This is a genomic window from Streptomyces sp. TRM70350 (assembly GCF_019219825.1).
Taxonomy (GTDB): domain Bacteria; phylum Actinomycetota; class Actinomycetes; order Streptomycetales; family Streptomycetaceae; genus Streptomyces.
This window is the reverse complement of sequence record NZ_JAHUXH010000042.1, coordinates 1-23,434: the sequence shown is the minus strand read 5'-3', so window position 1 is coordinate 23,434 and position 23,434 is coordinate 1. Positions and strand designations below refer to the sequence as shown.

Annotated in this window: 27 protein-coding genes and 3 pseudogenes; 12 read left to right on the top strand and 18 right to left on the bottom strand. The window is 69.3% G+C overall.

The window, feature by feature from the left end:
• Positions 1-33: 33 nt before the first annotated feature.
• The 7 genes and pseudogenes from KWI83_RS34800 to KWI83_RS34770 form a co-directional block, all read right to left on the bottom strand.
• Positions 34-849 (bottom strand): AraC family transcriptional regulator, encoded by an 816-nt coding sequence (locus KWI83_RS34800; RefSeq protein WP_218518377.1) that lies wholly within the window; start codon positions 847-849, stop codon positions 34-36.
• Between the two features lie 102 nt (positions 850-951).
• Positions 952-1,272, bottom strand: coding sequence for an MgtC/SapB family protein (locus tag KWI83_RS34795; protein WP_256363236.1), 321 nt, complete (start codon positions 1,270-1,272; stop codon positions 952-954).
• An 8-nt stretch (positions 1,273-1,280) separates the two neighbouring features.
• Positions 1,281-1,442, bottom strand: a pseudogene (locus KWI83_RS34790) (MFS transporter); the annotation flags it as partial.
• Positions 1,439-1,882, bottom strand: a complete 444-nt coding sequence (locus tag KWI83_RS34785) for a GNAT family N-acetyltransferase (RefSeq protein ID WP_305733712.1) — start codon at positions 1,880-1,882, stop codon at positions 1,439-1,441. The gene KWI83_RS34785 and the pseudogene KWI83_RS34790, both read right to left, overlap by 4 nt.
• Positions 1,883-1,930: 48 nt before the next feature.
• Entirely contained in the window at positions 1,931-2,422 is a 492-nt protein-coding gene (locus KWI83_RS34780; RefSeq protein WP_218518376.1) for a GNAT family N-acetyltransferase, read from the bottom strand.
• On the bottom strand, positions 2,419-3,018 hold the full coding sequence (locus KWI83_RS34775) for a TetR/AcrR family transcriptional regulator (RefSeq protein WP_218518375.1): 600 nt from the start codon (positions 3,016-3,018) through the stop codon (positions 2,419-2,421). The genes KWI83_RS34780 and KWI83_RS34775 overlap by 4 nt, the downstream gene beginning before the upstream one ends.
• Positions 3,019-3,118: 100 nt before the next feature.
• Positions 3,119-4,135: a DMT family transporter gene (locus KWI83_RS34770; protein ID WP_218518374.1), complete on the bottom strand. Its 1,017-nt coding sequence runs from the start codon at positions 4,133-4,135 to the stop codon at positions 3,119-3,121.
• An 81-nt stretch (positions 4,136-4,216) separates the two neighbouring features.
• Between KWI83_RS34770 and KWI83_RS34765 the strand changes: the two genes are divergently transcribed.
• Entirely contained in the window at positions 4,217-5,155 is a 939-nt protein-coding gene (locus tag KWI83_RS34765; RefSeq protein ID WP_218518373.1) for a LysR family transcriptional regulator, read from the top strand.
• 983 nt (positions 5,156-6,138) lie between these two features.
• Here KWI83_RS34765 and KWI83_RS34760 read toward each other — a convergent pair.
• Positions 6,139-6,618, bottom strand: a complete 480-nt coding sequence (locus tag KWI83_RS34760; RefSeq protein ID WP_256363226.1) for a hypothetical protein — start codon at positions 6,616-6,618, stop codon at positions 6,139-6,141.
• 34 nt (positions 6,619-6,652) lie between these two features.
• On the opposite strand from KWI83_RS34760, the gene KWI83_RS34755 reads away from it, so the two are divergent.
• A complete protein-coding gene (locus KWI83_RS34755; RefSeq protein WP_256363225.1) occupies positions 6,653-7,045 on the top strand; it encodes a hypothetical protein in 393 nt (130 codons plus the stop codon).
• Here KWI83_RS34755 and KWI83_RS34750 read toward each other — a convergent pair whose 3' ends face one another.
• The gene (locus tag KWI83_RS34750) at positions 7,046-7,498 is read right to left on the bottom strand and encodes a MarR family winged helix-turn-helix transcriptional regulator (RefSeq protein WP_218518371.1); all 453 of its coding nucleotides are present in this window, start codon (positions 7,496-7,498) and stop codon (positions 7,046-7,048) included.
• An 85-nt stretch (positions 7,499-7,583) separates the two neighbouring features.
• Here KWI83_RS34750 and KWI83_RS34745 point away from each other — a divergent pair, with 85 nt between their 5' ends.
• From KWI83_RS34745 to KWI83_RS34735, 3 genes are all read left to right on the top strand, one after another.
• A complete protein-coding gene (locus KWI83_RS34745) occupies positions 7,584-8,234 on the top strand; it encodes a class I SAM-dependent methyltransferase (protein ID WP_218518370.1) in 651 nt (216 codons plus the stop codon).
• A 49-nt stretch (positions 8,235-8,283) separates the two neighbouring features.
• Positions 8,284-9,453, top strand: a complete 1,170-nt coding sequence (locus tag KWI83_RS34740) for a cytochrome P450 (RefSeq protein WP_218518369.1) — start codon at positions 8,284-8,286, stop codon at positions 9,451-9,453.
• Positions 9,454-9,805: 352 nt separating this feature from the next.
• Positions 9,806-9,976, top strand: a complete 171-nt coding sequence (locus tag KWI83_RS34735) for a hypothetical protein (RefSeq protein ID WP_218518368.1) — start codon at positions 9,806-9,808, stop codon at positions 9,974-9,976.
• Between the two features lie 106 nt (positions 9,977-10,082).
• Here KWI83_RS34735 and KWI83_RS34730 read toward each other — a convergent pair whose 3' ends face one another.
• Positions 10,083-10,616, bottom strand: coding sequence for a TerD family protein (locus KWI83_RS34730; protein WP_218518367.1), 534 nt, complete (start codon positions 10,614-10,616; stop codon positions 10,083-10,085).
• A 180-nt stretch (positions 10,617-10,796) separates the two neighbouring features.
• On the opposite strand from KWI83_RS34730, the gene KWI83_RS34725 reads away from it, so the two are divergent.
• Positions 10,797-11,816, top strand: coding sequence for an L-threonylcarbamoyladenylate synthase (locus KWI83_RS34725; RefSeq protein ID WP_218518366.1), 1,020 nt, complete (start codon positions 10,797-10,799; stop codon positions 11,814-11,816).
• Positions 11,817-12,145: 329 nt separating this feature from the next.
• Here the strand turns inward: KWI83_RS34725 and KWI83_RS34720 are convergent, their stop codons facing one another.
• Positions 12,146-12,787, bottom strand: coding sequence for a carbonic anhydrase (locus KWI83_RS34720; protein WP_218518365.1), 642 nt, complete (start codon positions 12,785-12,787; stop codon positions 12,146-12,148).
• Positions 12,788-13,045: 258 nt separating this feature from the next.
• Positions 13,046-13,207: a hypothetical protein gene (locus tag KWI83_RS34715; protein ID WP_218518364.1), complete on the bottom strand. Its 162-nt coding sequence runs from the start codon at positions 13,205-13,207 to the stop codon at positions 13,046-13,048.
• A gap of 190 nt (positions 13,208-13,397) precedes the next feature.
• Here KWI83_RS34715 and KWI83_RS34710 point away from each other — a divergent pair, with 190 nt between their 5' ends.
• Together KWI83_RS34710 and KWI83_RS39445 are read left to right on the top strand one after the other, a co-directional pair.
• Positions 13,398-13,703, top strand: a complete 306-nt coding sequence (locus KWI83_RS34710; RefSeq protein WP_218518363.1) for a hypothetical protein — start codon at positions 13,398-13,400, stop codon at positions 13,701-13,703.
• A gap of 364 nt (positions 13,704-14,067) precedes the next feature.
• On the top strand, positions 14,068-14,199 hold the full coding sequence (locus KWI83_RS39445) for a hypothetical protein (RefSeq protein ID WP_256363224.1): 132 nt from the start codon (positions 14,068-14,070) through the stop codon (positions 14,197-14,199).
• Between the two features lie 535 nt (positions 14,200-14,734).
• Here the strand turns inward: KWI83_RS39445 and KWI83_RS39840 are convergent.
• From KWI83_RS39840 to KWI83_RS34680, 6 genes and pseudogenes are all read right to left on the bottom strand, one after another.
• A pseudogene (locus KWI83_RS39840) lies at positions 14,735-15,790 on the bottom strand (fatty acid desaturase).
• Positions 15,791-15,842: 52 nt separating this feature from the next.
• Positions 15,843-16,451, bottom strand: coding sequence for a flavin reductase family protein (locus tag KWI83_RS34700; RefSeq protein WP_374106440.1), 609 nt, complete (start codon positions 16,449-16,451; stop codon positions 15,843-15,845).
• A gap of 471 nt (positions 16,452-16,922) precedes the next feature.
• On the bottom strand, positions 16,923-18,002 hold the full coding sequence (locus tag KWI83_RS34695; RefSeq protein ID WP_218518361.1) for a YihY/virulence factor BrkB family protein: 1,080 nt from the start codon (positions 18,000-18,002) through the stop codon (positions 16,923-16,925).
• A gap of 273 nt (positions 18,003-18,275) precedes the next feature.
• Entirely contained in the window at positions 18,276-18,989 is a 714-nt protein-coding gene (locus KWI83_RS34690) for a DUF3618 domain-containing protein (protein WP_218518360.1), read from the bottom strand.
• The gene (locus tag KWI83_RS34685; protein WP_218518359.1) at positions 18,965-19,396 is read right to left on the bottom strand and encodes a phage holin family protein; all 432 of its coding nucleotides are present in this window, start codon (positions 19,394-19,396) and stop codon (positions 18,965-18,967) included. Before KWI83_RS34685 ends, KWI83_RS34690 begins: the two co-directional genes overlap by 25 nt.
• 1 nt (position 19,397) lies before the next feature.
• The gene (locus KWI83_RS34680; RefSeq protein ID WP_218518358.1) at positions 19,398-20,012 is read right to left on the bottom strand and encodes a hypothetical protein; all 615 of its coding nucleotides are present in this window, start codon (positions 20,010-20,012) and stop codon (positions 19,398-19,400) included.
• A 137-nt stretch (positions 20,013-20,149) separates the two neighbouring features.
• Between KWI83_RS34680 and KWI83_RS34675 the strand changes: the two are divergent.
• The 4 genes and pseudogenes from KWI83_RS34675 to KWI83_RS34660 all read left to right on the top strand — a co-directional run.
• Positions 20,150-20,553, top strand: a pseudogene (locus tag KWI83_RS34675) (YihY/virulence factor BrkB family protein); the annotation flags it as partial.
• 84 nt (positions 20,554-20,637) lie between these two features.
• A complete protein-coding gene (locus tag KWI83_RS34670) occupies positions 20,638-21,660 on the top strand; it encodes a hypothetical protein (protein ID WP_256363223.1) in 1,023 nt (340 codons plus the stop codon).
• Between the two features lie 967 nt (positions 21,661-22,627).
• A complete protein-coding gene (locus tag KWI83_RS39435) occupies positions 22,628-23,059 on the top strand; it encodes a hypothetical protein (RefSeq protein ID WP_256363222.1) in 432 nt (143 codons plus the stop codon).
• Positions 23,053-23,397 (top strand): type II toxin-antitoxin system PemK/MazF family toxin, encoded by a 345-nt coding sequence (locus tag KWI83_RS34660; protein ID WP_218518357.1) that lies wholly within the window; start codon positions 23,053-23,055, stop codon positions 23,395-23,397. The genes KWI83_RS39435 and KWI83_RS34660 overlap by 7 nt, the downstream gene beginning before the upstream one ends.
• The last annotated feature ends 37 nt before the right edge of the window (positions 23,398-23,434 follow it).

Sequence of the window (23,434 nt, the reverse complement as noted above, 5' to 3'; positions counted from 1 at the left end):
CCACTGTGCGTGGGGTCGGGCCGTCCGGTCTTGTCAGATGTTGATCTGGAACAGCCGACGGTACCGGCCCGGCGTGATGGCGTAGGCCGCGGCGAAGTGGCGGTGGAAATGTGCCTGGTCGGCGAAGCCGAGCCCGTGCGCCACCTCGGCGACGGACTCACCCCTACGCAGCCGACGCCGCGCCTCGGCCAGCCGGGCCGACAGGTGCCAGGCGTAGGGCGGGGCGCCGGTGGCGCGGGTGAACGTCCGGATCAGATGCTCGCGGGACATGCCTGCCTCGTCGGCCAGCTCGGCCAGTCGGGGCGCGCCGGACAGGTCGGTGCGGAGCCGGTCAAGCACCGCGGCGATCCGGGCGTCAGCGGGCTCTGGAGCACGCGCGCGCCGTCCTGCGGCCAGGTCGAGCAGCCGCGACAGCACGAGCACCAGTCGCTCCTGAACGAGAGCAGCGGATTCGGCGGGCGAAGGCTGTCCCTCCGGTGCCAGCTTGCGGAATGCCCCGGCGGCAGCGAGAAACTCGGCGCGTAGGCGGGGAGAACGGACGACGGGCCGTTCGAAGTCGACTGCGGCATCGCCGGTCAACGATTCCACGACCGTTGCCGGGACGTACCAGCTCACGGCCGCGAAGGACATCTCGGGCGGGACCTGGGTGGTGCACGACTGGACCTGGCCGGGGTTGTAAACGGTGAACTCGTCCAGGCCCACGTCGAACGAGGTGCGATCCAGCCGGACCCGCTCCAAGCCGCAGAGGTTGACGCTGATCACGTACTCGTCGTGGCTGTGCCGCGGGAACCCGCCCGACGGGGGACGCACTACCGCCAGCTGACCTCCGCCCCCCTCCATGACCTGCATGCACAGAGGCTACGACAGGACGTGAACTGGCCGGACAGGGGTGGAAACAGGAGGAACTCTGTTCGTTCAGGCAAGCCCGCTGATCGATACAACAACGGCTCCTCAGCCGGCTGTGACCAGGTCACCGGACCGACACGCTCCGTCCCTGCTGCGCGGGCTTCTACGCCGTCTCAGCCGACGTGTGGCCGACAGGCCGACCAGGGCGGCGAGGACGGTGGCCAGGCACGCGCCGAGCACCAGGTAGACGCCGGCTCCCGCGGCGACCCCGAGGGCACCGCTGATCCACGGTGTCGCCGCGGTGGTCAGACGCCGGATCGACGCACCGGACTGGACGATGGCGCCGGCCGCCAGGAAACGGATGCCCGAGACGACCTGCGCCGCCACCCGGGGCGGATCGGTGCCGACGGCCTGCGGTTGGCTCAGCGTGAGGCGAAGAGCGCCGCGACCAGTCCGGCGAAGCTCGCCGAGTAGCCGCGTTCCGCCGTCAGATACAGGACCAGGAAAGGGGCGACGAAGGAGCCGAGGCGGCCGATCAGAATGCTCGTCCACAACCACCAGAAAGGGCGCGGCAGTCCGGAAGCGGGCTGTCTCATCTACCGGTGGCCGCAGCAGTGTTCGGGGCATCGGCCGCGGAGCGGTCAGCACTCCTGGGCGGCAGGTCGCCCGTTGTGACATGGATGAGGTCATGGCGCCATGCGGTTTCGTCGGCCAGAGTGCCGGTCGCCCGGTACTGGCGGACCTGTGGCACATCGGACAGGGCCTCGGCGGCCTCGGCGACCGGCACCGGCCGGAAGCCCAGCCGTTCCCACACCGGTCCGGCGCCCGTGGAGAACACATACGCGGTACGCCCGCCCTGCGTGGCCGCTTCCGCGAGAACGCGCCGCACCAGCCGCCGCGCGGCTCCACACCCCCGAAGATCGGGGCGGACCGCCACGCTGCGCAGCAGCACGCAGTGGCCCTGTAGCTCCAGGCCCACGGTCGCGGCCGGCCCGGCCGCATCCCTGGTGAGCCAGTAACGAGTGCCGGGCGCCAGGACGTCCTGGGGCGAGAGCCCCTGGCCCGCGAGGAAGGCCGTGATCTCCTACCGGTCCTCGGGGCGCGCTTCGGGCAGCGGCAGCGGCTTGGCGTAGCAGCGGCTGAGCGTCTTGTGCTGGTAGGGCGGGTAGTTGGGGATGAGGGTGTAGCCGGCGCGGGTGTACAGCGCGATGGCCTCGGGCTGGTGGACGGCCGTCTCCAGGCGCATCTCGGGGTGGCCGAAGGCGGTGGCGGTGCGTTCGGCCACGGCCAGGAGATGAGCGGCTATTCCCCTCCCGCGTACCTCTGGCGTGACGTACATGCGCTTCAGCTCGGCGGCGGTGTCCGGGAACGGGAAGGGCTGCACGGCGCAGCAGCCGACCGGCCGGCCGTCGACTTCGGCGAGCAGGAAGCGGATCCCGGGGTTGATGTGGGCGCCGCCGGTGCAGGGCTCGTCCGGGTAGCGCGCCGTGAGGTCGGCGTCGAGGTCGCGTATCAGCTGCTGAATCCTCGGGTCGTCGGCCGCTGCGGCGGTGATGACGGGGTCAGGCGAGGTCACAGGCTTTGGTTCCCTTCGAGGATCAGGTCGAGCTGGGTTTCCAGGACGCGCCGCTGGAGGTCGGGTGGATAGGCGGCCGGGTCGGTCACGGCGTTCAGGGCGAGCCCGTCCAGACAGGCGACGAGGCTGCGCACCCTGGCTTGGAGGTCGGCAGGTTCCAGGCGGTCCGGGCAGGCGGCCTGCACCAGAGCGGTCAGGCGGCTGATCCAGGAGGCGTGACTGCGGATGTGCTCGGCGAGCAGTGCGGGGTCGTTGCGGGTGCTGAGGAGGAACTGGGACCAGACGACGGCCTCCAGATGCCGCTCGGCGTCCAGGGGCAGGGCCTGCTCGGCCACGGCGTACAGCGTGTCGCGGGCGTTCTCGCCGACGCGAAGGGTGTCGATGCGCGCCGCCATCCGACGGTGCATCTCGGTGCGGGCATGGGCCAGCAGCGCTTTCTTGTCGGCGAAGTAGTGCGTGACCATCCCCGTGGTGCAGCCCGCCGCGGCGGCGACCGCGCGCAGGGTCAGGCCCTCCAGTCCGCTGTCCGAGACGACCCGCCATACAGCTTGGGAGATCGCCTCCCGCCGCGCTTCGTGGTCCACCTGTCTCGGCATCCGCCCCCCTTTTTCGCATAACAGTTGTTGCGTAACGGCTGCTACGTTACCACGGTCGGGTCTGGCCACGGCGGCCTGGCATGCGGGCGGGGGGCCGTGGTCACGTCCTCGTCGGCGCGTGCCCCGGAGGCGCGACCGGTGGCCCATGCTGTGAATGGACGGGCTCTGCTGCGGCGCCGCTGCGGTGGGCGCGGGGGAGTGTGCCGGCAGTCAGGAGGACTGTGGTGTCCCGCTCCGGGCCGGTGCGGTGGGCGCGCTCGATGGCCTGACCCCAGTAGGTTCCGGCGACCATGAGCGTCGCACCGAGGGTAGACAGGACGGTGAGCCTTTCGCCGCCGAGGCCGATTCCCACCGCGACCGCCCAGACCGGTTCGGTGCCCAGGAGGAGGCTGGCCCGGCTGGCTGACGTCCGCTGCACCGCCCATGTCTGCGACAGGAAGGCGAAGAGGCCGCAGAACAGGGCCAGATAGACGAGCTGGGCCCAAGTGCTGGCAGTGCTGTGCGCCAGAGTCCCCAGGTGGGCCGTGGCGGGTGCCAGAAAGAGCACGGAGCCGACGAGGGTCTGGACGGCCGTCAGGTGCAGCGGGCGCAGGGTGCGGCCCACGGAGAGCCGTCCGACGAGTGCGACGTGTCCGGCTCGCACCGCTGCGGCCGCGAGCATCAGCAGGTCGCCGGTCCGCACGCTGTGCAGTCCGGTGCCGGACAGAAGGAACCCCACGGCCAGGACGCACAGACCGGCAGCCGCGAAGAACGTCAGGGGCAGCCTGCCGCGGCCACCCGTGCGGTCCAGCAGTGGCGTCAGCACGATGGTCAGGCTGATGATCAGGCCCGCGTTGGCGGCGCTGGTGTGAGCCACCCCATAGGTCTCCAGCACCAGGACCGCCGCCTGCGTGACGCCCAGCAGCGCCCCCACGCGGAGCTCCTCGCGGGTCCAGCGGCGGGACGCCCCACGTGAGGCAACCAGAGCGAGGCAGGCGATCGCCGAGATGGCATACCGGGCGAACAGCACCACGAGCACCGGCAGAACGGCCGTGGCCGTCTTCGCCGACAGGTAGCTGGAACCCCAGACGATCGCAACAAGGAGAAGTACCAGGTCGGTACGGCGGGCATCACGCATGCGCCACACGCTGCCCGACCAGGAAACTGAAGCCCAGTACCAACCTCTGAAACTACGCTGTAGCAGCCCTACACTATTGAGGTGGACGCACGACAACTGCGGATCCTGCGGGAACTGAGAGAACTCGGCAGCGTCACCGCGGTCGCCGAAGCCCTGCTGGTGACGCCCTCGGCGGTCTCGCAGCAACTGCGGCTGCTGCAACGCTCGATCCCCGTGCCGCTCACCGAACGCGCGGGACGCCGGGTGGTGCTCACCGAGGCCGGGCAGGCACTGGCCGACGCCGCGATCGAGGTGGAAACCGCTCTGGCACGAGCACGCAACGCCGTCACCGACTACGTCGACCAGTCCGACGGCGTCGTGTCGGTGGCCGCCTTCCACAGTGCAGCGGCCACGTTCTTCCCTCTTCTGCTGCGCGGCCATGCCTTGCCGGGCCGTCCCCGCCTGGCGCTCGCCGACGAGGATGTCGCCCAGAACCACTTCCCCCGCCTCACCCGCGACTACGACCTCGTGCTCGCCCACCGGCTCGACCACGCCCCGGCATGGCCGCGCACCGTGACCGCCACCACACTGCTGCGCGAACCACTCGACGTCGCGGTACCCGCTGACCACCCGTTGGCCGCACGGCGACGGCTGTCCCCGCAGGACGTGGCTGATCAGCCCTGGATCACCGTGCACGACGGGTTCCCGCTGCTGGCCACCATCGAGGCCATCGCCACTGCCGCGAACCGCCGGCTCGACATCGTCCACCGCGTCAACGAATTCTCCGTGGTCGCCGAGGTCGTGGCAGCCGGCGGCGGCCTGGCTCTCATGCCGCGTTGGACCGCGCGTCCCCATCCCGCGGTCGTCCTCAGACCGCTCAGTGGCGTACACACCCACCGCCACATCGACGTGCTGCACCGTCCCGAACGCATCGCCCGCAATGCCGTCCGCACGGTTCTCGCCGAGCTGCACCGCGCCGCCACAGTAATCCAGACCCGGGACAACGAGGTCCAGCCAGGCGCCGACGACCACGGTGACTGAATGCGGACCCTGAGCAGGGCGAAGGACTCTCGGCCGTGCAGTCGGCGCTCAAGCGTCATACCCCTGCCGCAGGCGCTGACCGGGCTGCTGTCGGACGGGCAACGGGAATTCATGGAGGCGACTGCCGCGGCCGTGGTCTGGCCGAGGTCGCGGCATGCGCCGAGGCGGCCGACGGCGTTGACCTCCTCGACTTGGAGCCTCTTGGGCCATCTGCTGAACGCGCTCGGCCTCCTTCGAAGGCAGCTCACCGATCGCCGGGACGCGGTGACTCGGGGCAGTTGGACCACAGGCAGTTTCCTGCGTGCTGGAGACGCCTGCCGACCCGGATCACTGGCGTCGGGTCAAAACGGTGACGACCCACCAGACCGTGTGCGTTTTGGCATGCATGCAAAAACTCCCGACCTGTATTTCTGCAGGTCAGCCGCTTGATGCGGAGTGCCCCCGGCAGGATTCGAACCTGCGCACACGGCTCCGGAGCGCTCTGCCGCAAGGTGGCTGGCGGGCATGCCTCACGGCCTCCCGTGGATAGCCGGGGAGGCTGTCCGAGCGCTGCACAGTCCCCGGCTTGTGACCGAGGCGTGCCGAAGACAACGGGAGGGCTGCCGTCCATCCTGAGCCGCGAGATCCGCGCCGTGGCTCTCCCCTTGACGGTGGGAGCGGCGCCGGTCGGAGGGCAGCATCTGCGGCCCCGTGGGTGAACGCTCGAGTTCTGCGCCGGACTGCCTTGCTGGCAATTGCGCAACCGGAAGGCGAAAACCGGCTCGGGCGGGCGGCACGCATCGAGGCAGGCATGCAGACCGCGGGTGAGCCGATGGTGACCTGGACCGTTGGCAGGAAATCGCCGCCGCACCTCGTCGTGAAGGCAGACGGCTGTCGTATGAAGTCGGCCGGCGTCGTGCCGTCTTGGCACGTCAACGTCCCGCCGCTCGGCGGTCTCTGCCCCGGGTCGCCCGCGACCGGCCTGGCTTGTTCCCATACGGCGGTCACATCCGGAGCCTCGCATCCGCCCGGCGCAACTCTCCCACTGCAAGGGCGAGAGACGCGGCTGCGGCGAAGAGGATGCCGGGGATGGCGAGCATGCTGCGCTGATCGCTTTCGAGGACGGCCACGTATTGGCTCTGCGAGACCTCGACCCTCCCGCGTTCGTAGGGAGTCGTGTCGAGGACGAAGTACCGGCCGTGCCTGATTTCGGCTGACTGCAGGTTCCCCGTACCGGCCATGCTGGCCAGGATCACCACGATTCCCGAGACGACCAGGCTCCCCAGAGCGCCCTGCACCGCGCGCGGCAGGCACCGGAAGGCGAGCCATGCCGAGTGGCGGTCCGCTCGCGTCAGGAGTACGCGCACCACGGCAGCTGCGAAGATCGGGAACAGAAGCAGCACGACCGCCGCCGTCAGCCATGGCGAGTCCACCAGTGGCAAGGTCCCTGGCAGCCACGTCAGCGCTGCGAGGATCAGCAGCAAAGCGCTCAGCCCGGCTGCGATTCCCCCGTGCAGCTTGAAACTCCACCCCATACTGCAGAGCCTTGCATGCCCGCCGCTTCAGCTCATTGCCCTACCTCGGCAGAGAGGACCACTCACTGACGGCAAGGATCCCGCCACCGAAGAAATCCGTGCCCTCGTCGGCGAGGTCCGCCGCGTCCTGCGCCCCGGAGGCACCTTCGTCTACACCGTCCGCCACACCGGCGACGCCCACTACGACACGGGCGTCGCCCACGGCGACAGCATCTTTGAACAGGGCGGCTTCGCGGTGCACTTCTTCGACCGTGCCCTCGTCGACGCCCTGGCCGCGGGCTGGACCCTTGACGAGGTCCACGCGTTCGAGGAGGGCGAACTGCCTCGCCGTCTGTGGCGGATCACCCAGAGCCTTCCCCGCCACCCCGGCCGCTGATCAGCAGCCGGGCGGCGCAGCGGCCCGCAGCCGCTCGATCACCATCTCCAGCCCGGCCGTGAAGGCCGCGACCTGCTCATCCGGCATGCCCTTGAACAGCTCGACGGCCAGCTCGTCCCGGCCGGCGCGCAGCGCCGCCGTCAGTGACCGCCCCTGATCGGTGAGGGAGACCAGCAGCGCACGCCGGTCCGTCGGGTGCGCCTCACGGACGACCAGCCCATCCGCTTCCAAGGCGTCCAGCAGCCCGGTCACATTGCGCGGCGTGACGCCCAGCCGGGCGGCAAGGGCCCGCTGCGTCATCGGCCCGCCGTGCAGCAGCGCCCACAGCAGACCCGCGCGGGCCCGGCTGATACCCCGCTCGGCCATGCCGCGCTCCATCATCGACCCGAGTGTCTCGGCGAGCTCGAACAGCCGGTCCAGCGAGGAGCTGGCGGGGGACTGCCCTTCAGGCATATCGTGAAGTGACTTCACTATGTAGAACCTCCGCTAATCATGGTAGCCCTCCCTGAATCACTGCAGAGGAAGACGGTGACCAGCAATGGCCCAGCCAGACACCCGGCGCCCCCTGTTCGCCCGCTTCTACGCGCAGGTCGCGGGCCCAGCACTGGAGAAGGCGGGCGCCACCGAGTACCGCACCCGCCTCCTGGCCGGACTGGCCGGGAAGGTGATCGAAATCGGCGCCGGCAACGGCCTGAACTTCCCGCACTACCCGCCCGAGGTGAAACACCTCCTCGCGGTGGAACCGGAACCACGCCTGCGCACCCTTGCCGCACACACCGCCCGCACCGCACCGATCGACATCGAGGTCACCGACGGGCGAGGCGAGCAACTCCCGGCCGCCGACGCCTCCTTCGATGCGGCTGTGGTCTGCCTGACCCTGTGCTCCGTGACCGACCAGGCGACCGTCCTCAGCGAGCTGCACCGGGTCCTGCGCCCCGGCGGACAGCTGCGGTTCTTCGAGCACGTCCGGGCGGACTCACCCGCCATGCGCCGCGTCCAGCGCGTCGTGGACGCCACCGTCTGGCCCCTGCTGTGCGGCGGCTGCCACACCGGCCGCGACACCCAAACCGCCATCACCTCAGCGGGATTCACCCTCACGCACATGGAGAAGTTCGCCTTCCCCGCGACCCGTGTCCCCTCCCCAGCCGCCACGCACATCCTCGGCACCGCCGTGGCAGGCCCGGCATGAACGATCCCATCGGCACCCACTCGTCCACGCCCGCCCAGGGAGCACACGAATGACCCATCGCCTTCCCTTCGACCAGCCCGACCCGCTGGCCGTACCACCGCTGCTGCGAACTCTTCAGGAGCAGGGCACCATCCACCGCATCCGCACCCGTGTAGGGGACGACGCCTGGCTCGTCACCGGCTACGCCGAGGTGCGCAGCCTTCTCGACGACGGCCGGCTCGGCCGGTCGCACCCCGATCCTTCCCGCGCGGCCCGCTCCGGAGAGTCGGCCTTGTTCGGCGGCCCGCTCGGCAACCACGAGACCGAGAAGGCCGATCACCGGCGCATGCGATCGCTGCTCCAGCCGCACTTCACCCCCGGCCGCATGAGGGCCTTCCGGGGCCGAGTGGAGGCTCTGACCGCAAACCTGCTGAACGAACTGGAAGAGCACGGCTCGCCGGCCGACCTCAACACGGCCCTCGCCCTGCCGCTGCCGATCCTCGTGATCTGCGAACTGCTGGGCGTGCCCTACGCCGAGCGCACCCGCTTCCGCGAGTGGACCCAGGCCGCCGCCGACGTACACGACCGTTCCCGCTCCGAACAGGGCCTGGGCGAACTGTTCGCCTACGGCCAGGAGCTGGTGGCCCGCAAGCGCCGCGACCCCGGTGACGACGTCATCTCCGCCCTCTGCGCAACCCAGGGCGTGCCCGACGACGAGATCGCCATGCTGTCCATGGCCCTGCTCTTCGCGGGACACGAGACCACTGTCGTCCAGATCGGCCTAGGAGCGCTGCTCCTGCTCACCCACCACGACCAGTGGCAGGCCCTACTGAAAGACCCCGCCATGATCCCGGGCGTGGTCGAGGAGATCCTCCGCATGCCCGGGAAGAACGGCGGAGGCATACCGCGCTACGCCCATGCCGACATCGAGATCGGGGGCGTCACGATCCAGGTCGGCGACCTCGTCATGCTGGACAACGGCGCCGCCAACCACGACCCCTCCGCCTTCCCGGCCCCGGACCGCTTCGACGCCACCCGTACGACGCCCCCGCACCTGAGCTTCGGTCACGGTGCCCGCTACTGCATCGGTGCGCCCCTGGCCCGCATGGAACTCCAGGTCGCCTTCTCCCAACTCGTCCTGCGCTTTCCCCAGATGCGCCTGGCCGTGCCGGTGGAGGAATTGCGCCTGAGGGCGGACATCCTGACCGGCGGCTTGGACGCACTGCCTGTCACCTGGTGAGGGAGGGGGTAGCCCGAAAGGTGATGGATCACGGCCGCCAGTGTCGGGTCAGCAGCATCCAGTCCAAAATGAGTGCCACCAAACCGTGTGCGTTTCCGCGTGCTGTCGGTCACATCGGGCGGACCTGACGCTCCGTCCAGTCACAGAGACGCGACGCAAGACACCAATCTCCGGTCACGGTGTTCTGCGGCCCATGTGGGACATCGGGAACCTCTCACCCACCGGGGGTGCTTCTGTGAGCATCGCCGGGCTCTGGGTTGAGGAGGGGTCCTCGTGCGGATCGGGAGGGATGCGGGTGCGGTGGACGGCGGCGGTACGCGGCCCACCAGAGCCTGTTGCGAAAGTCCCGCTCGTGCACCGGAGGCAGGGCAAGTCCACCACCACCGACAACCTATGCTGCTTCGGAGTTGAATGGGAACAGAGCCGGTACGCGAAGTGCCTTTACGACCGGCAGTCCATCAACAACCAGCGCATCGAGGGGCTCTTGCGTGCCTACGACCAGCCGCCCGAGCTGGACGAATAGTGCTGGGGCCGAGACAGTGGCGACTTCGGGGTTTCAGCTGCTCCGGTTCCAGGATTTCATGACTGCGGCACTGCGTTCGGCCGTACCTCGCTGCGTTGCTGGCGGCTCAGGGCCATGGGGTGTTGCCCATCTCTGCGGTGAAGACGACGGGGTCGCTGTCGAACCCTCGGACCATCTCGTGAAACTCCCATGCTGCGGAGGTATCCCGGGTGAACTCCGCGACGGTCGCGGCGGTGGATCCGGCGACCTGCGCGAAGTCGTCCTTCAGCAGCTCCTTGTACCCCTCGACAACCAGCACTCCGGCGTTCGATATGTCACTGAAGGTCTTGGGACCGCTGTTTTGGTGGATCGCCACGCCCACGACCACACGTGCGAAGGAGGACGCGAGGCGATCGAGCTCCAGGGACATCACTTCGACGAAGCCCAAGCCCTGACCGGTCTCGCTGTGCCGACTCATGTTGATGGTGCCGTCCGGTGAGCGGCTCTCGGTGTGGACGGCGTACACCGGCCGCCCGTAGGGGGCGTCCGCCGAGTAGGTCGCGGCGATGATGTCGAGATGATGAGGTGGCTGATTCCAGGGACTGGGGTCCCACTTGAGCCGCACCTCGACCCTCCACAGTCCCTTGCTGTCGCTGCTCACCAGATTGCTGCCTCTCCCGTATCAGGCCATCACCCAATGGTCCCCGCATGGTCAAGTATGGCTCTCGGTCATCCTGGTGATTGTCGCCGCCGCGTGCGACGATCCCGCCAAGCCGGAGGCCGACGGCCGGTGAGAGGGGACCGGCACGCATGGCCTGGTTTCTCGGAATCGACATCAGGGATGACCGTCGCCGGTCCTTGGCGTGCACCTAGGATTGCGAGGGTGACGGCAGGAACCAGTGATATCGAGACGGCAGCAGGTGTGCTGCGCGCCGGAGGGCTGGTGGCCCTCCCGACCGAGACCGTCTACGGTCTGGGCGCGAACGCCGAGGATCCCGCAGCTGTCTCGCGCATCTTCCAGGTCAAGGGACGTCCGCCCTCCCACCCGCTGATCGTCCACCTTGGCGGCGCGGAGCACCTGGACGACTGGGTCGAGGACGTGCCCGCGACGGCGCGCCTGTTGGCCGAACGCTTCTGGCCGGGGCCACTCACACTGGTCCTGCGGCGTGGTCGCCGGGTGCCCCTTGAGGCGACGGGTGGCCTGGAGACGGTGGCCGTGCGCGTGCCCGACCACCCCGTCGCACTGGCACTGCTGGCGGCCTTCGGTGGCGGTGTCACAGCCCCGTCCGCAAATCGCTTCGGCCAGGTCAGCCCCACAACAGCGCACCACGTCCGTGCGGAGCTCGGTGATGCCGTCGACTTCGTGCTGGACGGCGGCCCCTGCGAGGTCGGCGTCGAGTCGACCATCGTCGACGCCACGGGCGATGCCCCGAGCATCCTTCGGCCCGGCGGGGTGACACGCGAGGACCTCGAAACGGTGCTGGGGTGCCCGCTCGCGGTCCACTCGACGAGCCGCGTTCGGGTGCCGGGGCAGCATCCGTCCCACTATGCGCCGCGTGCGCGGGTCGTCCTCGTCGAGCCCGAGAAGGTCATCGGCGAAGCGGAGCTTGCGCAGGAGCTGGGGCATCAGGTGGGCGTCCTTCTTCCTCCCTCCTTCGCCAACACCCCGGTGAAGGCGCACGCCGTGGTGGTGGTGCCCGGTTCGCCGGCCGCCTATGCGCGCGGCCTGTACGGCTTTCTGCGCGAGCTCGATCAGCAGAGGTGCGACCTCATCGTCGCGTCCTTGCCGGTGGAGGAGGGGCTGGGGCTGGCAATCGCCAACCGGCTCCGCCGCGCCGCAGGGCCCCGGCTCACCGGGTGACCAGCACCGACGCTGTGCCCTCATTGCTCACGCGACGCGGCCGCCGGGTGAATTCGTGCCGGATTCGGCTGAGCGCCCACCGGTCTGGCAGGCCGGGCACAGCTCGTGCCGCCAGTCATCGGTGACGACCGTTCCCCATCCCCGGCACACCTCGCAGCTGCGGCCCGCGCCAGTTCGGCGCGGGGGCGGTGCTGGGCGCGGGTCGGCTCCGTGAGCCATCGGGGCCCCTTCCATGGATGATCAAGCGGTGAACGCGAGGGGTTCCTCATCCACGCATACGGGTCCTCCGACCGCGGCCAACTCACGCTGACCAGTCACGCCGGGGGCGGTCACGACGCGGTGGGCACCGCCGCATCAAGGCCGCGGGACGCGACGAGCTGCGCACTGCCGTCAGCGAGGCGGTAGCACAGGCCCACCACGGCGGCCTGCCCGGCGGTGACCTTCTCGGCGAGCACCCGGGAGCGGTCCAGCAGCAGGTCGACGGTGTGCCTTATGTGCTCGGCGAGGATCTCCTCCGGCTCGACCCGTCCGGCGGCCCGCGCCGCCAGCACGCTGGGAGTCACCCGTTCCACGACGTCCCGGACGTACCCGGCCGGCGCCATGCCCTCCTCCAGCGCGGCGCACGCCGCACCGACCGCGCCGCACGAATCGTGACCGAGCACCACCACCAGCGGGCAGCCCAGCACGTCCACGCCATACTCGATGCTGCCCAGCACTTCCGCACCCATGACGTGGCCTGCGGTGCGCACCACGAACAAGTCGCCCAGGCCGCGGTCGAAGATGATCTCAGCGGCCAGCCGGGAGTCGGAACACCCGAACAGCACGGCGAAGGGCTGCTGGGCCGGTGCGATCTCGGCGCGGCGGGTGGCGTCCTGGTTCGGGTGCTCGGGGGTGCCGGCGACGAAGCGCTGGTTACCGGCCAGCAGCAGCTCGAAGGCGTCGCGGGGCGTCGGGGTCTTGATCTCGGTCATGGCCGCAGCCTACGAGCCGGGACCAGCCATCGCACCGCCTGGTCCCGCCGGCGCTCACCAGGTCGGGCCACGCCGACGGCTTTTGCATCACCCCCAGGCGCCGGGCGAGGGCGACCTCGATGCGGGACCTCAGCGCGCGGCGCGGCTGCCCCGCCCCGTACGGCCACTGGTCCACAACCCTCCGTTCGTCGTCCACACCCGCACAACGCGCGAGGTGCTGCCCACGCTGTCGGCCGAACGAGGGCGGACCGCCCGGGATCACTCGCCGTCCCCTCCGTTCCGGGCCTGCGCCAACAGCTCCGCCACGACGTCCTTCGTTCCGTCCTCGGTCTGCTCAGCGAGCGCGTCGGTCACCTCGTCGCCGGCGCCGCCGAGGACCTGCCGTGTGAGGCGCTCCATCAGCAGATCGGGGCCGGTCATCCGGGCGCGGACCGGCCGAGGGGGCCGATGATCTGCGTCTGTGTAGGGAGCCCCGCCCGCGACTCCCGCCGACGCGGCTTCCTGCGCTCCTGCGGCCACTGCCCGTCCAGAGCCCGCCGCACCGTCCCGTCAGGCCATGGCCCCAGTGGCTGGGCGCTGTTCCACGGGCGCAAGCTGGGCCGATGGTGTGATGCCGTTCGGTAGTGCCGTTGTTTTGAGCGGTGATCGCACGTTGTACGGGATGGTCGTCTGTTCGGCGGTGGCGGTCGTCGCCGCTCTGGCGCAGGCGAGGGTATTCAGTGTGGCGCGGGCGCCGGTTGAGGTGAGCATGAGCGATTCGCAGAGGCGGTCCTGGACTCCGGTGGCGGGATCCGATGGCTGCCGGGTGCTGCGTGACCAGCTGGCCGAGGCGATTGTTGCCATCTGCTGGGAGGCGCGGCTGGTGCGGTTGGCGCAGGCCCTCGATCCGGCGGGTGACGGGCCGGACGGAACGTGACAAGCGCACCCTTTATCGCTTACTGGGTGTAGAGCGCGGTAAGCGCAGGGGTAGTCGACACCTCGTTGGCATTACCGCTCCCGACGTTCCTTGGGGCTACCCCGAAGGGTTGCGGCGAGCGTACGCATCGCCCGTCCGGTCCTCGGTCGGAGCTGACGAGAAAGCCGGACACCGTCGCAACCTACATCCGGAAGGCAGCCTCACTGACAAAGTGACCGGGTGGTTTCCCCGGCAGGTTGCCGCGGTGCGGCGGCGCTGCCAGATGCGAGGACCCGGACCGGATGCCAGCCTGGTCACAAGGACCAAAGGCTATGCAGGAGGTGCGGTCATGGGCGCGGAAGGGATGAGGCAGCGGGCCAAGGACATGGCTGACAAGTTGCGGCAGAAGGGCCAGGGTGGTCAGAAGAGCAAGTCGCGACACAAGACCCAGGGGCGCAGCAAGCTCATCGAGGAGCAGATGAAGAAGCTCCAGGAGCGTCGGCACCGGCATCGGTGACCGGTAGTCCGGCTGTGGGCGGCGGCCCGAACGTGTTGGGCACGCGCTCGCCCGTGTGTTCCCCTACGCAAGCTTGCGTCGTCGCCCTGCGCCGCCGGCGGTGCGCTCTGGCTCGTGGACGAAGAAGATGCCGTCGAGGGTTGAACCGCGCTTGGTCTCGGCGGCTTCGACGTGCACATGCACGTCGTGACCTGCTCCGCTGCGAGTGCTGGTCCGCTGCCCGGCGTCCGCCACCTGCGCCTCGACGCCCCCGACGGCGACGCCCTCGCCGCAGCGCCACGGCCGTCGCCGTCCTTAACAACCGCGCCAGCCCCTGTCCGCACTGCTGCGCGCCGCCGAGCGCACCAGCGGCGTACTCGCCGTCGGCAAACTCTACGGTTACGGCCAGGCGTGCCCGGATGGCGGGACGCCCACGCCCTGAACCGGGCGGGCCGCATCCGGGTCACCGGGATGCGCGGCTCGGACTACCTCGGTGGGTGGCGTACGGGTGACGCGGACATCTTTGTGCGTCAGCGAACCGGATGGACCGGGGGTGTTACGGGAGCGCCATGCGCCAGATGCGGGCCCAGGTGGAGGCGTACTGGCGCGGCAGCGGGCCGGTGATGTACGGGATGCCGTACTTCTCGCACAGCTTGCGCACCCGGGGAGCGATCTGGGCGTAGCGGTTGCTGGGCAGGTCGGGGAAGAGGTGGTGCTCGATCTGGTGGCTGAGGTTGCCGGTGAGGATGTGCAGGAGAGGGCCGCCGTCGATGTTCGCCGAGCCGAGGGCCTGCCGTACGTACCAGTCGCCGCGCGACTCGCCTTCGATCTCGTCCTCGGTGAAGGATTCCGCGCCGGCGGGGAAGTGGCCGCAGAAGATGACGGGTGTGCGCCCAGATGTTGCGGGTGACGTTGGCGGTGAGGTTGCCGAGCAGGCAGGGAAGGGCGGACGGGCCGGCCAGCAGCGGGAAGAGGACGTAGTCCTTGGTGAACTGCCGTGCCGCCTTGCGGGCCATGCCGGCGAGGTCGCCCAGGAACGCGTGCACCGGCTTGCGGCCTTGGATGACGGCCTCGGGCTCCAGGTCGTACAGCGCGATGGCCCACTCGAAGAGCGGTGCCGGCAGCGGCCCGCCGTAGAGGGGCTGGAGGAGATGGACGGGGTGCCAGGGCTGGTCTGCGCTCATCCGCATGGTCGCGTAGCCGAGGTCGCGGTCGCGGCCCACCATGTTGGTCCAGGAGTGGTGCAGGTGGTTGTGGGTGTGCTGCCAGGCGGCGGCCGGGGTGGGGAAGTCCCATTCCCAGGTGGTGGAGTGGATGGCCGGGTCGCGCATCCAGTCCCATTGTCCGTGCAGGATGTTGTGGCCCAGTTCCATGTTCTCCAGGATCTTGGCGGTGGTGAGCATCGCCGTTCCGGCCGGCCAGGCGGGCGGCAGCAGGGAGACGGCCAGTGCGGCCCGGCCACCGGCCTCCAGGGCGCGGTGCACGGTGATGAGGGTCGGATGTAGCGGGCGTCCTCGGCACCGCGCTCGGCCAGTACCTCGGCGCGGATGCGGTCCAGTTCCTGCCCGAAGGCGTCGGCTTCGGACGGCGTGAGAGCAAGCGCGGCGGCCACTGGTTCGCTCCTTCTTTCAGTTCCTTCAGGCTCAAGGCTCGGCGGGTCGGCTCTACAGGTCGATGTGCACGGGGCCGCAGGCGGCCGACACGCAGGTCTGGATCAGATCGCCCGGCTCGCCGTGGACGTCGCCGGTCCGCAGGTCGCGGACACGGCCGGCAGACAGTCGGCTGACGCAGCTGTGGCAGATGCCCATCCGGCAGCCGCTCGGCATGACGACACCCGCCGCCTCGCCCGCATCCAGCAGGGACGTGGCCGGGCCGGCGTCCGTCTCGACACCGCTGTGGGTGAAGCGCACCCGCCGGCCGTGCCCGCCCGATCCGCTGCCCGGCACGGCTGGTGACGGCAGCCGGAACCGCTCCAGGTGCAGCCGGTGCCGGGCATCCGCGTCGCGCCAGGTCCGCTCCGCGAACGTCAGCAGTCCTTCCGGCCCGCAGGCCCAGGTCTTGCGCTCCACCCAGTCGGGGCACAGCGCGTCCAGGCATGCCCGATCCAGCCGCCCGTGCCGGTGGGTGTGCTGTTCGTGCAGCGTCAACCAGCCCTCTCGGGTGGCCATCGCACGCAGCTCACCGCCGAAGACCATCCGATGGGCATCCGGCGCGCTGTGCACCAGCACGGTGTCCGGGCGGCGGCCCGTGCGCCCGGCGAGCGCGCGCAGCATGGCCACCGCGGGAGTGATGCCGATGCCGCCGGTCAGGAGAAGCAGGCGCGCCGGCGGCGGATCAGGCAGGACGAAGTCCCCCTGGACAGGGCCGAGGCGCAGGGTCTGCCCGGGCCGGACCCGGTGGGCCTACGTCCGCCAGTGCAATACGCCGCCAACGGTCACCCCCACGGGCAGGTACTGCCCGGCCGCGCGCCGGTCGGCCAGGTGGCCGACGGGCAGGGTGGAGAAGGTCCGGGCGGAGACGGCGGACGCGACGACGCGGATCGACGACTGCCAGGAAGTCGTCCGGCAGCAACGGTGTGGTCAGCCGCCTGGCTCCCCGCCAGACGGGCCGTGCCAGGCGCTGGAGCACACCGACCATCCGGCCTCCCCGGCCCTCGTCACTCTCCGATCACCTACGCTCAGGCAGCCGCGGGCGACCGGCAAGCCGGGTTGCCCACCAGCGGGCCCGGCACCGGGGCGGTCGCATCATTCGAAACGGCGGCGGTCCTCCTCGTCCCACTTCCGGGTGTCGCGCGGCTCGAGGTACGGCTCCTCGCCGGCCGGATGACCGCCTGCGACGGCGCGCTGGCGGGCCATCTCCGCGTCGAACTCCAGGCCGAGCAGGATCGCCAGGTTCGTGATCCACAGCCACACCAGGAAGATGATCACGCCGGCGAGGGTGCCGTAGGTCTTGTTGTACGAGGCGAAGTTCGCCACGTACAGCGCAAACGCGGCCGAGGCGATCATCCAGATGACCAGCGCAAGGAAACTGCCCGGCGTGACCCATTTGAGGCCGCGGCCCTTCACGTTGGGTGTGGCCCAGTACAGGATCGCGATCATGATCGTGACCAGGATGATCAGCACCGGCCACTTCGCGATCGACCACACGGTCAAGAACGTGTCCCCGATGCCCAGGGCAGTACCGACCTGCCGGGCCAGGCCGCCGGTGAGGACGACGATCAGCGCGCTGACCACAGCCATGATCATCAGCACCACCGTCACACCGAGCCGGACCGGCAGCACCTTCCACACCGGGCGGCCCTCGGGGACGTCGTAGACCGCGTTCGCGCTCCTGATGAACGCGGCGACATAGCCGGACGCCGACCACACCGCGAGCGCCAGACCCACGATCGCCATGATCGACCCGAGCCCAGCGTTGCCCTGCAACTGCCGCACCGCGTTGGTGAGGACGTCCCGGGCTGCCCCGGGGGCAAGGTTCTGGATGTTGTCCAGGACCTGCTGTGTCGCGGACCGTCCGGCAATCCCGATCAGCGAGATCAGTGCCAGCAGGGCCGGGAACAGTGCCAGGATCCCGTAGTAGGTCAGCGCCGCGGCCCGGTCGGCCAGCTCGTCCTTCTTGAACTCCTTGAGGGTGCCTTTCAGCACCGCCCCCCAGGAGCGTTTGGGCAGGTCCGTCGGAGTGTCCGGCGCCTGCTGTTCCACCTCCGTATCCGGACCGAGTCTCTCCGGCTTGTCGTCGCGGCCGTACGCCGTGGCCTGCCGCTGCTCGCGGCTTTCCTGACCCCGGTCATGGCGAGTGTCGTTACGCCTGTGTCGCAGTCTCATGACACGGCTCCTTACGCACGGAAGACGCGGGCCCGGCACTCGCACCCTGCCAGGACCTCTTGGGCAGATCGGTGGGCGCTGATGGCCGGACAACTGCCTTGTCCCCCCCGGGTTCCCAGGCGGTGCCCTCCCAGCCGGGCCACAACCTGGTCCGGGCACCCGGGCGGGCCCGTCACTCTCCCTGTCCGGGCATCCGGGGTGCGGGGAGGCCAACGGCGGCGGCACCAACCCACTGTGGGCGACAGTCTCTGCCGGGCCGGCGACGTGCAAGGGTCAGACAGGGCCGGGGCTCTGCCCGCGGGTTTCGTCGGCCACCTGCTGCCCGGACTCGCGGGCCTGCCCTGAGACCTGGCCTGCCTGGTCGCGGGCCCCCTCCTTGGTGGTCTTCGCGGCCTCCGCGGCGGTGTCCTTCACGTCCTGGGCTGCCTGCTGGGCGGCCTCGGTGGCGTCCTGCTTCAGCTGCTGCGCGGACTCGACGGCTGCCTCCTTGACCGGCTCGAGCGTTTCGCCGGCCTGCTCGGTGATCCGGGAGGCTGCCTGTTCCTCGGCCTGGGACGTCGGCAGGAGAGAGGCGGTCAGCAGTCCCGCGCCGAAGGCGATCAGCCCGGCCGCCAGCGGGTTGCCCTGCGTCTGCCGCACCGCCTGCTCCGGCGCCCGGCTCACCGCCTCACGGGCCTGTCCGGCCACCTCACCGACCTGACCGGCGGCCTGCCCGGCCGTCTGGCGCACCGTGTCCGCGGCCCCGCCGGTGCCTTCCTTCACCGACTCCGTGGCCTGCCCCGTACGGTCCCGCGCCGTCCCCGCCGATTCGGCGACGGTGCCCATGACGCGGTCACGAAGCCCCGACACCGCGCCTCGCACCCGCCGGGCGCGGCGGCGCACCACCTGCCTGGGTCGGGCGCGGTCGGCCAGCCGGTTGACGTTCTCCGACAGGCGTTCCCGGGTGGTGTCGATCTCGGACCTTATTTGGTCGGGTGCCGTGCCCATTGCGCGTCCTCCTTCAGGGTCTGCACGGTCTGTTCCAGCTTGGGGGACACCTCCCGCATCCGGGAGCGGCCCATCATGTACAGCACGGCCGCGATCACCGCCCACACGGCGGCGACGATCAGTGCCGCCCAGCCGGCGTCCATCACGTTGGCCAGACCGAAAACGGCCGCGAGCGACAAGAAGAGCGCCACCATGTATCCGCCGAACCCGGCACCCCCGTACATCCCGGCGGCCTTGCCCGCCTTGGCGCCCTCCTCGCGGATCTCCGACTTCGCCAGCTCCACCTCCTGGCGGAACAGCGTCTGCAGATCCGACGTCACCGCCGACAGCAACTCGCCCGCCGAGCGGTCTGGACCCGTCTCTCCCCGTCCACCGGCTCCCGGCGACTGCGGATAGATCGACGACATCTCACACCCCCGGATGAGCCGGATAACCGGACAGCTCGGGCGGCGCCACTGGCGTGCCCGCAGGCAGCGTGCTGCTCTCCTCGCGCTCCAGCCCCTGCCGCCGAACGTCCTGAGACGGAGCCGACGGGGCCTGCGCGGCCTTGGTGCCGGCCTTGGCCAGGCGGCCCACCACCAGACCGGCCAGCACCGCCCCGCCCAGGAACGCCCCCGGCCGGCGGCGCGCGAAGTTCTGCAGGTCGCCTACCAGGCCCTCCACGCCGTGCTCGTCCAGGTAGTCCGCCGCACGGTGGCCCTGATCGGCTGCCTGGACCGCCAGACTCCTGGCGGGCGAATCACCCGAGGCGTTCTCCGCCATCCCCGCGAGATCATCCGCCCACTGCCGCACCGTCCCGGCCAGCCGTTCCACCTGTCCCTGGCTCTCCCCCACCACGCGCTCCCTGAGGTCGCGTATCGCACCGCCTGCCTGCGCGCGTGCTTCGCCCGCGACCGCCTTTGCCTGCTCGGCAGCAGTCCCGGCGACCTCGCCGGCCGCCTGCCCGGTCTGCGCGGCCACAGCCGACGTCTGCTCCTTCGCCTTCTGCCCCGTCTGCTGAACGCGACCGGCATCTTCACTCATGAGCCGCTCCTCCTTCGGTGCTCCGAGGCGGCCGACTGAGTCGGCGCCTCCTGATCCGCGACCATGAGCGGGTACCCCATATATCGACACAGAACAGTCAAATGGGGCACGATTCGCTCTGCCTTCGGAAGGCCGGCGTGTGGTCGATCGCGAAGTGGCCGGTGCTCGTCGTTCTGGTCACGATCACGATCGCGATCTGTACTGGGCGACGCCGAACCCGAAGGTCCGCGACTTCCGCTGGATCACGCCGGGTACCTTCCTGGCGCTGCTGATCGGGATGATCAGCTCCGCCGGGTTCGCGTGGTACGTGGCCAGCTTCGCCTCCTACAACAAGACCTACGGCACGCTCGCCGGCGTGATCATTTTCCTGGTATGGCTGTGGAGCACGAACCTGGCAATCCTGCTGGGCCAGGAGTTCGACGCGGAGATGAACCGTCGGCGTGCTGTCGCGGGCGGTCACCCGGCCGAAGAGGAGCCGTACCTGGAGCCGCGCGACACCCGGAAGTGGGACGAGGACGATCGCCGCCGCTCCGAATCGTGAGCGATGTGGCCAGCCCTGTCCCGCGGTCCGCTGGTGGGCTGCTCTTATAAGGGGCTTGCCGACAAGCTGCGTGCGCAGCTCCTCATGGCTCAGGAGAATGGGGAGCAGTTCGACACAGAGACAGGCTTCCCTCCCTCGATGGAGGAAAAGGCACCCGCCCTCACCTGGTATGCCTTCGCTCTGAAATACGTCCAGGTGAAGTGGCCGCATGCCGCGCCGAACTATCGGGACGAGATCAATGAGGCGCTGACCGGTATCACAAAGGCGCTCATGCCGAAGCGTCCCGGGCGGCCAACGGATGAGGCAATGCAGCGTGCGCTTCGGGACTGGCTATTCGTTCTTCCCGGCCCGGAAGATCGCGAAATCCCGCCAGGGGCCAGAGTCGTGGTCGACTGGGTGGCGAGAAACTCCCCGCCGCTCGCCGATCTCGCCAAGCCCGCGGTTATGCGAGGGGTGCTGGAAGCGCTCAAGCTGAGACTTGACGGAGAAGCGGCATCGAGTGAGACCTTCAAGCGCAAGCGTAAGGTCCTCGTCAACGCGCTGAACTACGCCAGGGAGCTTGGCGAGTTTGACGAGAATCCCGTCAACTCGGTTGCTGTGCAGAGGCCGTCAAGGATTGTCCCTGTCGACCCTCGCGTCGTGGCCAACCCGAAGCAGGCCGGCAACCTGATCGGCGCTGTCTCGTACGTGTGCGGATATCACTGCGCCAGGGGCAGGCGACTGGTGGGCATGTTCGCCGGCATGTACTACGCCGGGATGCGTCCGGCGGAGACCGTCGGGGTCGCGATCCAGGACTGCTACCTCCCCGAGGAGGGGTGGGGGCTGGCGAATCTCCATCGGACCAGGCCGACTGCGGGGAAGAAGTGGACCAAGACAGGTGAGCTGCACGACGACCGCGGGCTGAAGAACCGCGATCCCGAGGAGGTCCGTCCGACGCCTCTGCCGCCGATCCTCGTGGCCATCTGGCGCGACAGCATCGACACTTCGGCACGGCAGATGACGGCAGACTCTTTTTCAACGAGCGTGGCGGACTGGTCGGCTCCTCGACCTACTCGCGGGTGTGGGCCGAGGCCCGCGAGCTCGGCCTGCCACCAGAACTTGTTGTGAGCCCGCTCGCTACCGACCGTACGACCTGCGTCACTCGGCGCTGTCGACATGGCTGAATGCCGGAGTCGATCCGGCGGAGGTCGCAGAGCGGGCCGGAAACACCGTGGAGGTGCTACTCGCTCGGTATGCGAAGTGTCTCCATGGGCGGCACGTGGTGGCCAACAAACGAATCGAGGATCTGTTGCTCGAATACGACTGACGATGATCACACCGAACGCCCCGGGGGTGAACCCTCGGGGCGTTTGCTATGTGGCGGATTGATCATTAAGTGACTCAATGTCCGATCCCGCGTATGTCCCGCAGCGCGCGTCCTACGGCTGCTTTCGCTGGCCCTCGGCTGCATATGGCTGCAGTCACTTCGTTTTGGCATCCGCGCTGGTCAGGTGCCGTTTTAGCCCTCTGACCTGCAGTGCCCCCGGCAGGATTCGAACCTGCGCACACGGCTCCGGAGTGATTGTCTCATTACGTCCTTGCATCCCCTCTGACCTGCGGCGGAGCCAGCCGCAGGGCGCGCGGCGACACAGAGTGTGTCGGAGGTATGTCGCGAGGGGTGCAGGAGTGGAAGAGCAGATCGGAAGTCGCCTCCGGCTCCTACGCCCATTGAGAGGTCGGCTTCGCCGACGGGCTGCAACACTCTGGGGGTGTTGCAGCCGTCTGCCACCGGACAGCCCGGACACCTGCACTTTGGGCTGTCCGGGCTGTTTGTGCAGGTGAGAGGCGTAACCGGACAGCCGGACAGGTGGGACACATCCTGTCCGAGTCGGATGGCTGGGGGCGGCCTGTCCGACCGTTGCCCACCCCCCTTCCGCGGGTTAGAGCGGGTAGCGGGACAGTCGGACAGCTAGGACATGGTCCTGCTCCTGACAGGCTCACTGCCGCTGATCAGTTGGCTTGACCGGTCTCGTTTCAACAGAGAGACTGGCTGTACGACAGATGTCATACACGAAGGCCTCAGGAAGGAGGAAAGATGGCGACTGGAACCAAGGCAAAGAAGGCGCAGCAGACCGCAACTCGTGTGAAGCGTAGTGAGCCCGCCACGGACCGAGTGACGAAGCCAAGGGCGGCGAAGAGCACCAGGACCACCAAGAAGGCTGCCAGCTCACGGCGGTCCGCCGCACCCCGCTATCAGGATGCGGCCGGCGGCACTGGCCGCGTGGCGCAAGTCAGGCTTGGGCCGGATGAAGTAGCTGCCATGGAACAAGTGATGCAGGCGCTCAACCTGGGCTCCACTTCGGATGTCCTCCGTGAAGGACTGCGTCTGCTGGCTCGCAAGGCGGCCGAAGTCGCTGCCGCTGAGGAGATCCGTGACTTCTACCGGGGAGAGCCAGCTCCCATGCCTGATGGTGCGTTGGCTGCAACCGCTGAGGAGCTTGCAGCCGCAGACGAGGCGGAATGGTGAATCCGGGAACGGCGATGCGGGGAGAGGTCTGGATCTGTGCCTTCCCTACACCGCCCCGCGGCCCCGGCCCGCATCCGGTGGTCGTACTTACCGTCAATGGCATTGCTGAGCCACTCTCAGCGGTGACGGTGGCTATGATCACCGGGACGTCCGGTCCGTCCTCCACGCATGTTCCTGTCGGCCCCGACTCAGGGCTGACCAATCACGCCGAGTCCTATGTCAACTGCACCGACATTCAGACGGTGGGCAAATCAAGGCTCCGAAGGCGCCGTGGCTTGTTGTCCCCTAGCGAGATGCAGCACGTAGAAGAGCGTATTCGTGTAATCCTGGGGCTGTAGCGCTCAGAAGCGCGTTCGGAGTGATTGTGCGGATCTA